The sequence below is a fragment of the Immundisolibacter sp. genome (assembly GCF_041601295.1).
Classification (GTDB): domain Bacteria; phylum Pseudomonadota; class Gammaproteobacteria; order Immundisolibacterales; family Immundisolibacteraceae; genus Immundisolibacter.
Genome location: NZ_JBFIII010000016.1, coordinates 19,389 through 35,902, shown reverse-complemented (window position 1 = coordinate 35,902; position 16,514 = coordinate 19,389). Strand labels below are relative to the sequence as shown.

General features: G+C 63.6%; 12 protein-coding genes. 10 read left to right on the top strand and 2 right to left on the bottom strand.

Features of this window, described 5'->3' with window-relative positions; translation table 11 throughout:
• The 4 genes from ABZF37_RS03640 to ABZF37_RS03625 form a co-directional block, all read left to right on the top strand.
• A partial coding sequence (locus ABZF37_RS03640; protein ID WP_372716865.1) for an aromatic ring-hydroxylating dioxygenase subunit alpha occupies nt 1-951 on the top strand: 951 nt, incomplete at its 5' end.
• A gap of 42 nt (nt 952-993) precedes the next feature.
• Nucleotides 994-1,497 carry an aromatic-ring-hydroxylating dioxygenase subunit beta gene (locus ABZF37_RS03635; protein ID WP_372716863.1) on the top strand — a complete coding sequence of 168 codons (504 nt, stop codon included), beginning with the start codon at nt 994-996 and terminating at the stop codon, nt 1,495-1,497.
• A 36-nt stretch (nt 1,498-1,533) separates the two neighbouring features.
• Nucleotides 1,534-3,297 (top strand): thiamine pyrophosphate-requiring protein, encoded by a 1,764-nt coding sequence (locus ABZF37_RS03630; protein ID WP_372716861.1) that lies wholly within the window; start codon nt 1,534-1,536, stop codon nt 3,295-3,297.
• 136 nt (nt 3,298-3,433) lie between these two features.
• Entirely contained in the window at nt 3,434-4,306 is an 873-nt protein-coding gene (locus ABZF37_RS03625) for a VOC family protein (RefSeq protein ID WP_372716859.1), read from the top strand.
• A 120-nt stretch (nt 4,307-4,426) separates the two neighbouring features.
• On the opposite strand, the gene ABZF37_RS03620 is transcribed toward ABZF37_RS03625, so the two are convergent.
• Together ABZF37_RS03620 and ispH are read right to left on the bottom strand one after the other, a co-directional pair.
• Entirely contained in the window at nt 4,427-5,815 is a 1,389-nt protein-coding gene (locus ABZF37_RS03620) for an aromatic ring-hydroxylating dioxygenase subunit alpha (RefSeq protein ID WP_372716857.1), read from the bottom strand.
• A gap of 463 nt (nt 5,816-6,278) precedes the next feature.
• Entirely contained in the window at nt 6,279-7,235 is a 957-nt protein-coding gene (ispH, locus tag ABZF37_RS03615) for a 4-hydroxy-3-methylbut-2-enyl diphosphate reductase (RefSeq protein WP_372716855.1), read from the bottom strand.
• Nucleotides 7,236-7,344: 109 nt separating this feature from the next.
• Here ispH and ABZF37_RS03610 point away from each other — a divergent pair, with 109 nt between their 5' ends.
• The 6 genes from ABZF37_RS03610 (at nt 7,345) to tkt (ending at nt 16,502) form a co-directional block, all read left to right on the top strand.
• Nucleotides 7,345-8,298: an AEC family transporter gene (locus ABZF37_RS03610; RefSeq protein ID WP_372716853.1), complete on the top strand. Its 954-nt coding sequence runs from the start codon at nt 7,345-7,347 to the stop codon at nt 8,296-8,298.
• Between the two features lie 265 nt (nt 8,299-8,563).
• A complete protein-coding gene (locus ABZF37_RS03605; protein WP_372716851.1) occupies nt 8,564-10,831 on the top strand; it encodes a 3-hydroxyacyl-CoA dehydrogenase NAD-binding domain-containing protein in 2,268 nt (755 codons plus the stop codon).
• Between the two features lie 186 nt (nt 10,832-11,017).
• Entirely contained in the window at nt 11,018-12,616 is a 1,599-nt protein-coding gene (locus ABZF37_RS03600; RefSeq protein WP_372716849.1) for a 4Fe-4S dicluster domain-containing protein, read from the top strand.
• A 34-nt stretch (nt 12,617-12,650) separates the two neighbouring features.
• Nucleotides 12,651-13,397 (top strand): EtfB protein, encoded by a 747-nt coding sequence (locus ABZF37_RS03595; RefSeq protein WP_372716847.1) that lies wholly within the window; start codon nt 12,651-12,653, stop codon nt 13,395-13,397.
• Nucleotides 13,397-14,347 (top strand): electron transfer flavoprotein subunit alpha/FixB family protein, encoded by a 951-nt coding sequence (locus ABZF37_RS03590; protein ID WP_372716845.1) that lies wholly within the window; start codon nt 13,397-13,399, stop codon nt 14,345-14,347. Before ABZF37_RS03595 ends, ABZF37_RS03590 begins: the two co-directional genes overlap by 1 nt.
• Before the next feature lie 124 nt (nt 14,348-14,471).
• The gene (gene tkt, locus ABZF37_RS03585; RefSeq protein WP_372716843.1) at nt 14,472-16,502 is read left to right on the top strand and encodes a transketolase; all 2,031 of its coding nucleotides are present in this window, start codon (nt 14,472-14,474) and stop codon (nt 16,500-16,502) included.
• Nucleotides 16,503-16,514 lie beyond the last annotated feature (12 nt).

Here is a 16,514-nt window from a genome sequence, read left to right as displayed (position 1 = left end):
GCCGAGCCATTCAGCAAACTGGACCACAATCTCAAGAAGGTAAAATTCGGTCAGTACCGGGGTTTTTTGTTTGCCAGCCTGTCCGACGACGTGCCACCGCTTGATGAGCACCTGGGCGATGCCAAGAAAATGCTGGACCTGGTCTGGGACCAGGGTCCGGACGGTATCGAGGCCATCCCCGGCGTATCCAGCTATACCTACAACGCCAATTGGAAGATGCAGGTCGAGAACTGCATCGACGCCTATCACCTGACGTCCTGCCACCCGAGCTTCATGAACATCGTCAGCCGCCGCAAGGCCGGCGAGAGCCGCAACACGCAGGTCAAATCCATCGACTTCAACGTCATGGACGTGGTCAAGGGCGGCACCGCCTGTTTTCCGCGCGGCCACGCGGTTATCTACGCCACCAACCCGCTTGAGAGCGAACGTGGCCTGTTCGTGCACAGGGACGAGGCGGTCGCCCGCTGCGGTGAAACCAAGGCCAAGTGGATGCTCGCCACGCGCAACCTGACCATCTACCCGAACGTGCAGTTCGCCGAGAACGCCTCGCTGCAGATGCGGGTCATCCGGCCGCTGTCGGTCGACAAGACCGAGATGACCATCTACTGCCTGGGCGCCAAGGGCGAGAGCGATGCCGCGCGGGAAATCCGCATCCGTCAGTACGAGGATTTTTTCAACACCTCGGGCCTGGCGACACCCGACGACACCATCGCCTACGAGGATTGCCAGTTCGGTTTCCAGGCCAAAACGCTCGACTGGCTGCAAGGCACCGCCCGCGGTATCACCGGCTACCACACCGGCCCCGATGCGCTATCGAGCGAGATAGGTATTGAACCCGACAGCGGCTTCATGGGCGCCATGGGCGCCTGGGACGAAACCGTTTACTACGGCGGTTACCGGGCCTGGAAGCAGTTCATCAAGGACGGGCTGGAAGCCGACGGCCTGCTGTGAGCCATAACCGCATCACCACATTTATTTGCAAGGGGAATATCCGTGACTGATCTTGTCAGGGCACTGGCCGAAGCCAGCCAGGTGCTGTATCGAGAAGCCATGTACGTCGATGCCCAGCGCTGGGACGAGTGGCTGGGCCTGTTCACCGACGACTGCGAGTACTGGCTACCGGCCTGGAGGGGGGAGCATGAACTCACCGCCAATCCCAAGCGTGAGATTTCGCTGATCTACTACGGGACCCGTGCCGGGCTGGAAGACCGCGTGTGGCGTATCCGCTCCGGGCAGTCCATCGCCAGCACGCCCATGCCGCGCACCACCCATACGGTGCATAACATTCTGGTCGAGGACGTGGCCGAGGACAGCATGACGGTGCTGTCCACCTGGACCGCGCACTGCTTTTTCCACAAGCTGAACGCCAGTGAAGTTTTTTTTGGCGATTACCGGCATAGCCTGCGCAAGACCGCCGATGGCTGGAAAATCGCCCGCAAGTACATCGTGTTGAAAAACGATTACGTGCCGACCATGCTTGATATCTACAATATTTAATTAATCGCCGAATCGATTTACCCAGGAGCCCGACCAATGTCCGTTACCGCCAAATCCATCGCACCTAAGCGCGATCAATCACCGCTGAACATGACTGCTTCGTACTGGCTGGAGGCGATGAACGAGGTTGGCGTCGACTACCTGTTTGCCAATATGGGTACCGATCACGCACCAATCATCGAAGCCATGGCCCAGTGGCGCCAGGAAGGCCGCAAGTACCCCAAGGTGATCCTGTGCCCGCACGAGAACACCGCCGTGCACATGGCCATCGGCTACTACCGCGCCACCGGCCGGGCTCAAGCGGTGCTGGTGCACGTGGATGCGGGCACCGCTAATTCAGCAATGGGCTTGCATAACGCGTTTCGCTCGCGCGTGCCCGTGGTACTGATGGCCGGCACCGCGCCGGTGACCATTCGCGGCGAGTTGCTCGGAACCCGCGACACCTATGTGCACTTCATTCAGGATCCCTACGACATGAAGGGTATCGTGCGTAATTACGTCAAGTGGGAGTACCAGCTGCCGACCGGCATCATCGTCAAGGAAGCCATTCGGCGTGCCTTCAGCATGGCCGAAAGCGACCCGCCTGGTCCGGTCTACATGACCCTGCCGCGCGAAATTCTGGCCCAGACCTGGGAACCGGAGCAGGTTGCCTCGTTCCCCGTTGATGCCTATGGACCGCTGCGATTCACCGGCGTTGATGACGCTCCGTTGATGCAGATTGCCGACCGCCTGCTGGCGGCCGAATACCCGCTGCTGATCACCAGCTTTGCCGGGCGCAACATCAAGACCCCGGCTCTGCTGGACGAACTGGGCCAACTGGTTGGCATGGGTGTGATCGAGTCCTACCCGCAGGTGCTGAACATTTCCAAGGCCTCACCGGTATTCCTGGGCAACCTGTCCGAGCCACATCTGCCGAAGGTCGATTTTGGCCTGATGGTCGATACCGACCTGCCATGGATGCCCAAGGAAGCCGATCCGAATCCGAACACCTTCTGGGCACATATCGACATCGACCCGATCAAGAACGACATCCCGATGTGGGGCTTCCCCGGCCACCTGAAGGTGCAGGCCGACAGCTACCTGGCCTTGTCGCGCCTGATTGAAATCATCAAGGACAAGCTCACCGACGCCCACCGTGCTCGCGCCAAGGCACGCCTGGAAGGCTTTGCCAAGCAGCGTCAGGAGGCTGTGGTCTTCATCCAGAACCTGGCCAAGGACAAGGGCGCGCCGGGCCTGATCAACCCAGGCTATCTATGCGCGGAGCTGAACAAGGTGCTGCGCGAGGATGACGTCCTGGTCAGTGAGGCGGTGATGAACGAGCCCTCGGTCGGCATGCAGATCCTGCGCACCAAGCCCGGCACCGTGCTGGGCCTGGGTGGCGGCGGCCTGGGCTACAGTCCCGGTGCGGCGCTGGGCGTCAAGCTGGCCAGGCCGGATGCGATGGTGCTGCACATGTCTGGTGACGGCAGCTTCTACTTCGGCAACCCCAGCTCCACCTACGAGGTGGCTCGTGAGCACAATCTGCCGATCTTCACCGTGGTGCTTGAAAATGGCGGTTGGTCGGCGGTCAAGGAATGCACCATCAAGGTCCATCCCGATGGTGTGTCGCGCGACACGGACGAGTTCCAGGCGCGTCTGAACCCGTCCTACCAGTTCCAGAAAGTGTGCGAAGCGGCCGGCGGCCATGGCGAGGACGTGATCAATCCAGATGACGTGCCAGCAGCCATCGCCCGTTGCGTGAAAGCGGTGCGGGAAGAAGGTCGCTCGGCGCTGCTGGTGGCGCATGTCAAGCGCCTGTAATCCAGCTTTGCATTGATAGAAAGCGCCGCCGTCTGAGAGGATGGCGGCGTTTTTGTAGAGGCATTGCTCTACACAGGAACGCGAGCCCGTACCGGATGGATTCGGTGCGGTATTACCAAGAAAAGGAGGATTTGTGATGTCCCTGAGGGCTCTTGGCTACCTCGGCGCCAACGCCGTTGATCTGAAGGAATGGAAGGATTACGCCTGCGACGTCTTTGGCGCACAAGTCATTGATGAAGGTCCGGACCAACTGAAGCTGCGTCTGGACGACAAACATCACCGCATGACCATCTATAAGGCCGATGCCCCCGGCCCGCGCTACTTCGGCTGGGACGCCGGGTCCCGCGCTGGCCTGGCCAACATCGTCGAGCACCTCAAACGCCGCGGTTGTGATCTGGCCGAGGGGACGGCCCAGGAAAGCGACGACCGGCAGGTGATGGGACTGGTGAAAGTGAACGATCCGTCCGGCAACGCACTCGAGATTTTCTACGGGCAGAGGAGCGGCTATCCCTTCCAGCCGGCACGGCCGATGGCCGGGTTTCGCATTGGCGATATGGGCCTGGGTCATGTGGTATTCATGACCACCGTCCTGGATGAGATGCTGGAGTTTTACGGCGAACTCGGACTACGCATGAGCGACTACATCATCATGCGGGCCTTTGGGGACGCCAAGGCGCACTTCCTGCATTGCAATCCGCGTCACCATAGCGTTGCCCTGGTGCCGGGACCGTACAACGTGTTTCATCACCTGATGCTGGAGGTCAACGGCCTGGACGATGTGGGCACTGCCTATGACCTGATCAATGCGCGCAAGATCAATGTCACCCAGACCCTAGGCAAGCACACCAACGATCACATGATCTCGTTCTACTCGCAGACCCCGTCTGGCTTTGAGCTGGAGTACGGGTGTAACGGGCGCACCATCGATGATGAAGACGCCTGGAACATTGTCGAATACGACGCGGTCAGCTATTGGGGCCACATCGGTCCGGCCAACCCGGCACATTGACAAAACATGGGGGGACGCGCTCCCAAAATCGGTGGCTGTAAACCATCGATTGTGTATGCCACCGGAAAACCAGGTTTTTTCCGGTGGCGGGTGCTGCGCGGAATTCCCTGAGGACAGCCGTTATCGGCCCGTAGCGCTGCGCTGCCAGGGTGCGTCCCAGTCCTGGGTGCCAGCGCGTACCTCATCCCAATCGCGTGCCGCCATGACCTCCGCCCAGAAACGGTAGAAACCGCGCTGGGCAAGCTCACCGAGCGCGCCATCGCCGACGATGCCGGGCATGTCCGGATGGCGCCGGCCCTCGCTCAGGGCCATATTGCTCACCATGCGTCCGCGCCGCGCCTTCCAGCCCACGTTACTTTGGGTGCAGCTTTCCATGTTCTCGCCGTCGTCGCTTTCCAGCAGGCCGGCGGTGCCGAAAGTGCGGATAGCGCCGTCCACCACCTGGCGTTTGAGCTCGGCCGGCATGGACTTCTCGACCAGTGACCAGGTCCAAACCTCTATCTCGTTCGGCCCGCGCGGGTGCCATACCTTCCAGGTATTAGTGCCGTACAGGAACGAACAATTGGGGAAAATGCTGCCGTCCCAATGCGCGCCGTAGAATTTTTCGGCGCGCACCGGCCCGAGCATCTCGGCCACTTTGGGGCGCTGCGTTTCAAAGTACGCCTTGTACTCGGGAATGCTCGGCATCAGTAATGGACCGGCGCCGTGAGCGGCGGCAAAGCCGTGGCCGTGGCGGGTGGTGATCTGCATGCCGACTTTCTGCAACTGCGTGGTGTCACCGAAGATGGTGGCGATCTCGCTGCCCAGTGCCATGATGCTAGATACATGGGTCCACGGGATGTGGTAGCCGTCGCCGATGAAGTTCTCGGTTGGGATCTTCCAGTTGCAACGCAGGATCGACTTCATGGGCGGCCCGACCAGTTCGGCGCCCTGTCCATCGCCCACCATGAAACTATCCAGATACCAGCCCATCTCACCGAGATATTCGGCCAACGGCGGCGCATCCGGGTCCATGCATCCGAATACGAAGCCGCGGTAGCTTTCCACCTGTGCGAGGGGTTCGAGCGCGTGCGCGGCGCGATCGAAGCCACCCAGATAGACCTCGTGCTCGAGAGGCACGGCCGCCAGACGCCCGTCGCCGCCGTAGGACCAGCCATGGTAGTTACAGGTGAAAGCCTTGGCATTACCCGAATCGGCAAAGCACACCTTGTTGCCACGATGCTGGCAATAATTCAGGAATGCCTTGACCGAACCGTCGTCCTGGCGCACCACCAGCACCGCATCCTGGCCCATGAAGGTAGTGAAAAAATCCCCGGCATTGGGAATAGCCGACTCGTGTGTGAGGAATAGCCAGCAACGTGCGAACACGCGTTCGAGCTCCTGCTCGTACAGGCCTGAGTCCCAGAAAATGGATTTGGCCTGGGACCCATTTTCGATATCTACATAGTCGTGCGGGTTGAGCATGACGATCGTTCCTCCATGGTGATCCGGCAGCAGCACCGCGGGCATCTTAACGCTCGTAAACCTGTCGTGTAAGCCTCCCCCCAAACAGATGGGTCTTGTCGCGGCGATGTCCATGCAGTGGGGACGGTGCGATGTTTGCGCACCGCTTCTGAGGATGGTTGCTACACGCCCCCCCCGGATATCCGATAGCCGGCGTTTTCCGGCTTCATCCAGGCCGTAATTACAGGGAACAGGTGAGGACACGCGGCCGTGCCGTGGCAAGCCGCTGCGGTTGACCAGGGGCGGGCATCGAGGCAAAGCGATATCGGTGATTTCTGGCTACCCGTCTCTCGCAACAGCGGTTTCGCAGTGGCTTACGTCGGGGCAGCGTGTTTCCAAGGCGTTCCGCCGCCGGAAGTCACGCACTCGGACTGTCACCCAATCGGACGAAGTCCTGGGTTGGGTGCAAAAGACGCCGGGCGCGGTTTCCCCTAAGCCGGCGTTGTGATTCTCGCCGTTGGTGAGGCCATCAGCGCAGGTCTGCCGGTAGCCGGCCACGACCCGGGCGGGCCAGTTCTGGCGGTAGGCGGAAGATGGCTTCCTCGGCATCCGCGGCTTGCGTGTGCACCGCGTCAAGCCCCAGGGAGCGCAGGCGCTCCAGTACCTCGTCAACCAGTCGCTGCGGCGTAGACGCGCCAGCTGTGATGCCGACGCGGCTTTCGGGTTTGAACCAGGTCGGGTCAAGTTCGCTGGCATCGTTGACCAGCCACGCCGGTTTGCCAGCCCGTGTGCCGACCTCGCGCAGGCGATTGGAGTTCGAGCTGTTGCGGGCGCCGACCACGAGCAATACGTCGATGTCGGCCAATAACGCCTTGACGGCGTTCTGCCGGTTCTGCGTGGCGTAACAAATGTCATCGGTGTCGGGGCCGCGGGCGGCTGGAAAGCGGTCTTTCAGGGCGTCGATCACCTCGCGCGTGTCATCCAGCGACAGGGTCGTCTGCGTCACGTAAGCCACCCGCGCCGGGTCCTTGACCACCAGTCCGGCCACCTCCTGCGGTTCTCCGACCACATGCACGCGGCCGTTCACGCTGCCGCGCGTGCCTTCCACTTCAGGATGGCCAACGTGGCCGACGATCACCACGTCGTAATCCTGATTGGCGTAGCGCTGGGCGCGACCATGGACCCGGGTGACCAGGGGACAGGTGGCGTCGATGCTGCGCAGACCGCGCTCGGCGGCTGCCGCGACCACGCTGTCCGCCACGCCATGAGCGCTGAAGATAGCGCGCGCGCCGGGCGGAATCTCGTCCACCGTTTCGACGAATATGGCTCCGCGCGCGCGCAAGCCATCCACCACGTGCGGGTTGTGGACGATCTCGTGCAGCACGTAGACCGGTGGTCCGTAAAGTTCGAGAGCGCGTTCGACGATGTCGATGGCGCGCACGACGCCGGCACAAAAGCCGCGCGGTTCGGCGAGTATCGCTTGCATGGCATCCGGGCAAAGTGGGACTTGGCGCTTACCATACCGCACCGTCGTTGCTCCGGGCTGCTGCGCAAGCGAAACCGGTACTGCGGCCATCAGTCGTCATGGAGCTGCCGTGTCCAGCCTCGCCCCCGTGTTGCAACAAGCCCTGCTGCCGGTGGGCACCATTATGGGTCTGGGCTATATCTGGCGGCGCCTGCGTCCCGGCGGCGTGGATGCGGTTGCTGCCCGGCGCGCGATCGGCGCACTGGTGATGTATGTGTTTTACCCCGCCCTGGCGTTTCACACCGTGGTGCGGGTGGAACTGAACGCCGAGCTGATCGTGGCGCCGGCGTTGACCATGTTTGCCATCCTGCTCGGCATGGGGTTGGCGTGGGGAGTGTTTCGACACCGGGTTTTCCGGCTGTCCGGTAATGCCCAGCTCGGTGCGCTGATTCTCGCCTGCGGCCTGCCCAACATCATATCGCTCGGCATTCCGGTGATGCAGGCCCTGTTCGGGCCGCAGGGCGCACGCTACGCCATTTACTCAGACATCCTCGGTATCAACCCGCTGTTCTGGTCACTTGCGTTGTGGGTGGCAGTCCGTTGCGGAACCCAGGGGCAGGAACTGGAAACTCCGGCCCAGTTCGGCCGCGTGCTGTTGAAGCTGCCGCCGGTATGGGCTTTCGTGATCGCTATAGGGCTTAATCTGGCCGGGATACAGCTGGCGCCGGGCCTGGACAAGGCAGCTTCCATGCTCGGTTACGCCACCATGCCGTGCATGTTGCTCACGGTTGGCATGTCGCTGTCATTCGGGCATTTTGTGCGCTGGTGGCGCAGCATTGTCGGCGTCGCGGTGATCAAGCTGGCGTTGATTCCGGTGGCGGTCTATGCCATCGCCAGGCTGACAGTTGGTCCGGGTGACCTGACTGTTGCGACCACCTTGCTGATGGGTATGCCGACCATGATGGCGAGCATGATCCTGAGCGAGCGCTTTGGCCTGGACACCGAGCTGCTGGCGGCGGTAATGGTCGGTTCGACCTTGCTGTACTTCGGCGCTCTGCCGCTGGCGATGAGTATCCTGATGTAGTTCGTCGGCTTGCCACGGCCGGCCAAGATTCATTAAGGTGACGGGCTTCCCCAGGGAAACGCTGAACTGTTCAGCGTTTCCCGCAGCGCAAGGATGCGCTGCCAAAGTCAGTGGCTGTAAGCCTCTGACTTTGTGAGACATCGGTAAACCACGCTTTCCCGATGGCGGGCGCTGAGAAAGCCAGGACGGATTTATTCAGCGCTTCCCTCGCAGTGCGGAAATCCGCTTGCGCATGCCACTTCGATCAGACGCAGGACACACCGACGTGACGACAGATTCGATTCGCCAGGTGGCGGTACTGGGCGCTGGCAATATGGGCGCCGGCATCGCCGCGCAGGTCGCCAATGCCGGCCTGCCAGTGCTGTTGCTTGACCTCACCCGGGACATAGCTGAGAAGGGCAAGCAGGGCCTTCTGGAGCGCAAGCCGGCGCCGCTGATGAGCCCGGCAGCGCTTGACCTGATCCGCACCGGCGGTTTCGACGATGATCTGTCACGGCTGGTCGAGGCCGACTGGATCGTGGAGGTGGTGGTGGAACGCCTGCCGGTCAAGCAGGCCTTGTTCGAGCGCGTCGAGCATGCGCGCCGACCCGGGTCCATCGTCTCCTCAAACACCTCCGGAATTCGTCTGTCGGAGATTACCGCCGGCCTGCCGGCGAGTTTTGCGGCCGATTTTCTGATCACGCATTTCTTCAACCCGCCGCGCTATATGGGCCTGCTGGAACTGGTGGCAGGTCCATCCACCCGGCCGCAGGTGCTCGAAACCTTGCGCGAGTTCTGCGCTGTGCGGCTGGGCAAGGAGGTCGTTGAAGCCCGTGACACGCCTTCGTTCATCGGCAACCGAATCGGCGTCGTTGCCATGCTGGCCGGCGTCCAGGCGGCGCTGGAGTTGGGACTGACCGTCGAGCAGGCTGACGCGATTGCGGGCAAACCCATCGGCTGGCCCGGCACCGGGGTATTCGGTTTGATAGACCTGGTTGGCCTGGACGTGTTGGCCGATGTTGCCCGCAATATGCAGGGCCAGTTGCCGGCCAGCGACTCGGCCCAGGCACTGCTGAAATTGCCGCCGCTGCTCAGCACGATGTTGGAGCGGGGCTGGATCGGTCGCAAGGCCGGCGGTGGCTTCTACCGCCTGACGGCCGACCGGCAGCGCGAGGCCCTGGACCTGTCGACGCTTGACTACCGGCCACAGCAGAAAGCCGACCTGCCCGGCGCCAAGGCGCGTACACCGGCCGAGCTGCTCGCAGGCAGCGATTTGGGCGCACAGTTTGCTTGGCGTCTGCTTGGCTACTCCCTGAGCTATACGGCTGCCGTTGCGCCGGAAATCGCCAGCGACCTGGTCGGAATCGACACCGCCATGCGCGAGGGATATTCCTGGCGCTGGGGGCCGTTCGAACTGCTGGATCAGATCGGCCCGGCCCGCGTCGTCGAGCGCATAAAAGCCGACGGTTTGCCCATACCCGCACTGTTGCAGACCGCGCTCACCCGCGGCGACGGGCGCTTTTATCGCGAAGCGGTTGACGGCCCTCAGTACCTGGATTTCCAAGGCGATTACCGCCCACTACCGCGGCCGGCCGGCACCCTGGCCGTGGCCGATCTGCGTCGCGGCGGCAAGCCGGTGCTCGGTAATGACTCGGCCAGCCTGTGGGACATGGGCGACGGCGTCGGACTGCTCGAATTCCACACCAAGATGAACGCGCTCGACGAGCACACCGTGGAACTCATGCTCCTGACCCTGGATCGCGTCGGGCGGGATTTTCAGGCACTGGTGATCGGTAACGACGCCGCCCATTTTTGTGCCGGCGCGAATCTGCAGCGAATGCTGGACGCTGCCCGCAGTGGCGATTGGGCGTTCCTGAACGGCTTCATCCAGAGCCTGCAGGAGGCTTTGATGGGCTTCAAGTACGCGCCGTTCCCGGTGGTCGGCGCGCCGCGTGGCCTGGCGCTGGGCGGGGGCTGCGAGGTAGTGCTGCATTGCAACGCGTTACAGGCGCATGCGGAGCTGAATGCGGGACTGGTGGAGCTGCGTGTCGGTTTGCTGCCAGCCGGTGGCGGAACCAAGGAAATGACCCTGCGGTATCAGGATGTAGGTGTGGAGCGCGGGTTCGACCTCATCCTGGGCAGTGTGGTGTCGCAGTCGGCCGCCAATGCGCGCGACATGCGCCTGCTGACTGACGGTTGTGCCATCACCATGCACCGCAAGCGCGTGTTGGCCGATGCCAAGACCCTGGCTCGGCGCATGGTCGGGGCCTATTCGCCGGCCAGGCCGGTGGTAGTGAACCTGCCCGGCCTCGCCGGAAGGGCCGCGCTGGAGGCCCGTGTCGCGGCGCAGGTCAAGGCCGGTAAAATGACCATCCATGACGCCGTGGTGGCCGACCATGTTGCAGCGGTAATGACCGGTGGCAAGGGCGGGGAAGTTACCGAACACGAGCTGCTGCGCCTCGAGCGGGAGCATTTTCTGGAACTGCTGCGCCTGCCGCTGTCCCAGGCGCGAATGGAGCACATGCTGGCCACCGGCAAGCCGCTGCGCAATTGAGTTGTCACTTCGCTAACGCGGGCCGCTCAATACGGGAGTGGGCTGCGCCGACGACCTGCGTGGTGGCGGCATCGACGCGCGGGAAAGTTTGAGTAAAGTGGCGTATCGCCGTCACGGCCATGAACCGGTCCTGATGCACCATCCAGCAGAGACCAACAACCGAATGACCAGGGGAAACCGGCGCCAATGAGCGAGCGCGACATCATCGAATTCGACGTGCTGGTGGTGGGGGCGGGGCCGTCGGGCCTGGCCTGCGCCATTCGTATCAAGCAGCTCAGCCCGGACACCAGTGTCTGTCTGATCGACAAGGCCTCCCAGATCGGTGCGCAGGTGCTGTCGGGCGCGGTCATTGAGCCGCAGCCGCTGGACGAGCTGCTGCCCGGCTGGCGCGACAATCCGCCGCCAATATGCGTGCCGGTGCGTCGTGACGAGTTTGCGTACCTGACCAAAACCCGCCGCCTGCGCTCGCCGGTGACCCCGCCGCAAATGCGCAACCACGGCAATTTCGTAGTCTCGCTGGGAGCCTTGTGTGCGTGGCTGGCGCCGCAGGCCGAAGCCTTGGGGGTGGAGGTCTTTCCTGGCTTCGCGGCTGCTGAGCCGCTATTCGATGAAGGCGGCCAGCGCGTGATCGGTGTTCGCATCGGTGACATGGGTCTGGACAAACAGGGCCAGCCCAAGGACAGCTACACGGCGGGTATCGACATCCACGCCAGGACCACGGTCCTGGCCGAGGGTTGCCGCGGCAGCCTGGCCAAGCAGCTGATCAGGCATTTCGGACTCGATAGCGGCGTCGATCCGCAGACCTACGGCATCGGCATGAAGGAACTGTGGCAGCTGCCGGCTGGTCGCGGCGATCCGGGTCTGGTACAGCACACCATAGGCTGGCCTCTTGATTCAGGTACTTACGGCGGAAGTTTCATCTATCACCTGACCGAAGATCGGGTGGCGGTAGGCTTCGTGGTCGGGCTGGATTACAGCGATCCGAATTTCGCGCCCTTTGAAGCGTTTCAGCAGTTCAAACACCATCCGGCGGTCAAACCGTTGTTCGAGGGTGGCAGCATCATTTCCAGCGGTGCCCGCGCGCTGGTGGAGGGCGGCCTGCAGTCGCTGCCGCGTCTGGAAATGCCGGGCGCGCTAATGGTCGGCGACGCCGCCGGCATGCTCAACGTACCCAAGATCAAGGGCACACACATGGCGCTGCGCAGCGGCATGCTCGCCGCGGAGCATCTGATGTCGGACGCCGGGGGCAGCTTCGACGCGCGCTGGCGAGCCTCGCCATCGGGTGCGGAACTCAAACGTGTGCGCAACATCCGGCCCGGTTTTCACGCTGGCTTGTGGGTGGGTCTGGCCAACGCAGCGCTCGAAACCGTGACTCTAGGCCATACGCCGTGGACGCTGCGCAATCGCGCCGACCACAGCGCGCTGCGTCTGCTGTCGGCTGGCGCGCCGCAGCCGGACTACGTGGAGCGCACGCTCGAGCCGCGCGACCGGCTGGCGTCGGTGTACTTTGCCGCCACCGAGCACGACGAGGACCAGCCGGTGCACCTGCACGTGGCCGACACTCACATCTGTGTCACCCGCTGCCGCGAAGAGTACGGCAACCCCTGCACGCGCTTCTGTCCGGCCAATGTCTACGAAATGGTCGAGGAAGAAGGCGCCCGGCGTTTGCAGATCAACGCCGCCAACTGCGTGCACTGCAAGACCTGCGACATCAAGGATCCGTACCAGATCATCACCTGGGTGACGCCGGAAGGCGGTGCCGGCCCCAATTACGTCAATCTGTAAGATCGCTTCAGCGATCGTTTCCCGAGGAGAAAGCATGAAAGTCCTGGTGGGCGTCAAACGCGTGGTGGACTACAACGTCCGTATCCGCGTCAAACCCGACGGTAGCGGTGTGCTCACCGACGGCGTCAAGATGAGCATGAACCCGTTCGACGAAATCGCTGTCGAGGAGGCCATCCGTCTGCGCGAGCGCGGCCACGCCACCGAACTGGTCGCCGTCAACATCGGCCCGCTGGCGGTGCAGGAACAGCTGCGCACGGCCCTGGCCATGGGCATGGACCGCGCCATTCATGTGGAATCGGCCACCGCATTGCAGCCACTTGAAGCCGCGCAGGTGTTCTGCGCCCTGGCGCAGCAGGAGCAGGCCGACATCGTGCTGCTCGGAAAACAGGCCATCGATGACGATTCCGGCCAGACCGGCCAGATGACGGCCGCCCTGTGGGGCCGGCCACAGGCGACCTACGCGTCGGCCATTGAGATCGACGGCACGACCGCGCGGGTCACGCGTGAGGTGGACGCCGGTCTGGAGGTCATCGATGTGGACCTGCCGGCGGTATTCACCACCGACCTGCGCCTGAACGAGCCGCGCTACGTGAAGCTGCCGGAAATGATGAAGGCCAAAAAAAAGCCGATGGACGTCAAGCCCGTCGCCGAACTGCTCGGCACCGGCGTACCGCGCCTGGAACTGGGTACGGTGCGCCCGCCGCCGGCACGCGGCGCCGGTATCAAGGTCAAATCGGTTGAAGAACTGGTAACGGAATTGCAGGGGCGGGGACTGATCTGATGGCCAAGGTATTGCTGATTGCCGAACACGACGGCGCCAAACTGAACGCCGGGACCGCCAAAGTGCTGGCCTGTTGCGCGGAACTCGCCGCCGATGCGGTCGACGTCCTGGTGTCCGGTGCCGATGGCGCCGCGCTGGAGGCCATTTGCGCGCAGGCCGCAGTACTCGGTGGAGTGAGTCGGGTGCTCAAAAATGCCGGGGCCCAGAATGCCGCGCCGCTGGCGGCCATCCTGGCGCCGCAGGTGGCAGGCTTGGCGGCGGATTACGGCTACGTGCTCGGGCCGTCCACCACCTTTGGCAAGGATGTCATTCCGCGTGTGGCGGCGTTGCTGGGCGCGCCGGCCGTGTCCGACATCATGAAGGTGCTCGGCCCGCGCAGCTTCGAGCGGCCGATCTACGCCGGCAACGCTATCCTCGCCGTGAGCGTGCCGGACGGCGCGCCGGTGGTCGGCACGGTGCGCGTGGCCTCTTACAAGGCGGTCGGCGAGCAGGCGTCGGCGCCGGTGGAGGCCGTCAGCAGCAGCGCCGAGTTGCCGACTCATACCCGCTTTGTCGAACTGCGCGCCGGCTCCAAGGACCGGCCGGACCTGCAATCGGCCAACAAGGTGGTGTCGGGTGGCCGCGGGGTGGGCAGCAGCGAGAATTTCAGCCTGATTTTCGAGTTGGCAGACAAGCTGGGTGCGGCGGCCGGTGCTTCGCGCGCGGCGGTGGACGCCGGCTTCGTGCCCAACGACATGCAGGTCGGCCAGACCGGCAAGGTGGTGGCGCCGGACTTGTACATCGCTGTCGGTATCTCGGGTGCGATTCAGCACCTGGCCGGGATCAAGGACGCCGGCACCATTGTCGCCGTCAACAAGGACGCCGATGCGCCGATCTTCGAAGTGGCCGACATCGGTCTGGTGGCCGACCTGTTCGAGGCCGTGCCAGCCCTGGTGAAAGCCTTGCCATAGCTCGCATTGGAGCGCCCCAGGCCGCTCCTGGGTGCGTGCTATCCTTGCCGCCCCCGACCCGGGGCGCTGTCGGGAATTCACGCCAGCCCCGGCTGTTTTGGTCTCATTTGATCTGGAGAACCGCATGGCTTTGCCGCGCCGGCAACTCGCCAACGCTGTCCGGGCGCTGGCCATGGACGCGGTAGAAGCCGCCAAGTCCGGTCATCCGGGCATGCCCATGGGCATGGCCGATATTGCCGAGGTGCTGTGGAACGACTTTCTTCGGCACAACCCGGCTGATCCGGCCTGGCCGGACCGAGACCGCTTTGTGGTGTCGAACGGTCACGGCTCGATGCTTCTGTATGCGCTGCTGCACCTGAGCGGATATGAGCTGTCACTGGACGAGATCAGGCGCTTTCGCCAGCTGCACTCCAAGACTCCCGGTCACCCGGAATACCGCCTGACGCCGGGCGTCGAAACCACCACCGGCCCGTTGGGCCAGGGCCTGGCCAATGCGGTCGGCATGGCGATCGCCGAGCGGCGCCTGGCGGCCGAGTTCAATCGCCCCGGCCAGACTATCGTCGATCACCACAGCTACGTGTTCGTCGGTGACGGTTGCCTGATGGAAGGGGTGTCGCACGAGGCCTGCTCGCTTGCCGGCACGCTCGGTTTGGGCAAACTGATCGCGCTGTACGACGACAACGGCATTTCCATTGATGGCCAGGTCGCCGGCTGGTTTGGCGATGACACGCCGACGCGTTTCGAAGCCTATGGCTGGCAGGTCATTCGTAACGTGGATGGCCATGACGCTACTTCCGTAGCGGCAGCCTTGGCTCAGGCACGGGCTGACACAGCCAGGCCCAGCCTGATCTGCTGCCGTACGGTTATTGGTTTTGGCGCACCGCGTAAGCAGGGCAAGGCGTCCAGCCACGGCTCGCCGCTGGGCGCCGAGGAGATCACCGCCGCCCGGGCCGCGCTGGGCTGGCAGTATGGTCCGTTCGAAATTCCGACCGATGTGTACGCCGCCTGGGACGCCCGTCCGCGCGGGGCAGCATTGCAAACTGACTGGCAGGCCCGTTTTGACCGTTATGCGGCCGAACACCCGGCTCTGGCAGCCGAGTTTCAGCGCCGTGTGGCGGGCACGTTGCCAGCCGATTTCGACGCTCAGGCGCAGGCCATCGTTAGCCGCTTCCAGGCCGACGCGAAAGACGTCGCCAGCCGTCAGGCCTCGCAACTGGCGCTCGAAGCCTTCGGGCCGTTGTTGCCGGAGCTGCTCGGCGGCTCCGCCGATCTTACGGAGTCGAACCTCACCCATTGGTCCGCTGCGCAGACGCTCGACGCCGCACAGCCCGCGGGCCAGCACCTGCATTACGGTGTGCGTGAGTTCGGCATGACCGCGATCATGAACGGCATCGCCCTGCATGGCGGCTTGCTGCCGTACGGCGGTACCTTTTTGGTGTTCTCGGATTACGCCCGAAATGGTCTGCGCATGGCAGCGCTGATGGGCCTGCGGGTGGCGTATGTGCTTACCCACGACTCGATCGGTCTGGGCGAGGACGGCCCTACGCACCAGCCCGTAGAGCACGTGTCCAGCTTGCGGCTTATTCCGGGCCTGAGCGTCTGGCGTCCGTGCGACGCCGCCGAGACGGCTGCCGCCTGGGTGCAGGCGCTGACCGCGGATGGGCCGACTGCGCTGGCCCTGTCGCGCCAGAAACTACCGCACCAGACGCGCGAAGCCGGGCAGTTGGCAGCGATTAGCCGTGGTGGCTACGTGCTGGCGGATGCCGATGGCGAAGTCGACGTCATTTTCGTCGCCACCGGATCGGAAGTGGCGCTGGCCATGGCGGCGCGCGAGCGTCTGGCGAGCGAGGGTATCGGCGCGCGGGTGGTGTCCATGCCCTGCCTGGAGCGCTTCGCGGCGCAGGACGCGGCATACCGCGATGCCGTACTACCACCGGCGGTGACGGCGCGCGTGGCCGTGGAGGCGGGGGTATCCGATTTGTGGTGGCGCTACGTGGGGGATCGCGGGCAGGTGATCGGCCTGGATCGCTTCGGCGAATCGGCCCCAGCCGGCGAGCTGTTCGCGCATTTTGGTTTCACTAGCGAGGCACTGGTTGCCGCGGCTCGCGGACTCATCGGGGACGTGTCGCGCGCCGGCCGCGTAGCGGCCAATTAGTCAAGCAGTCCA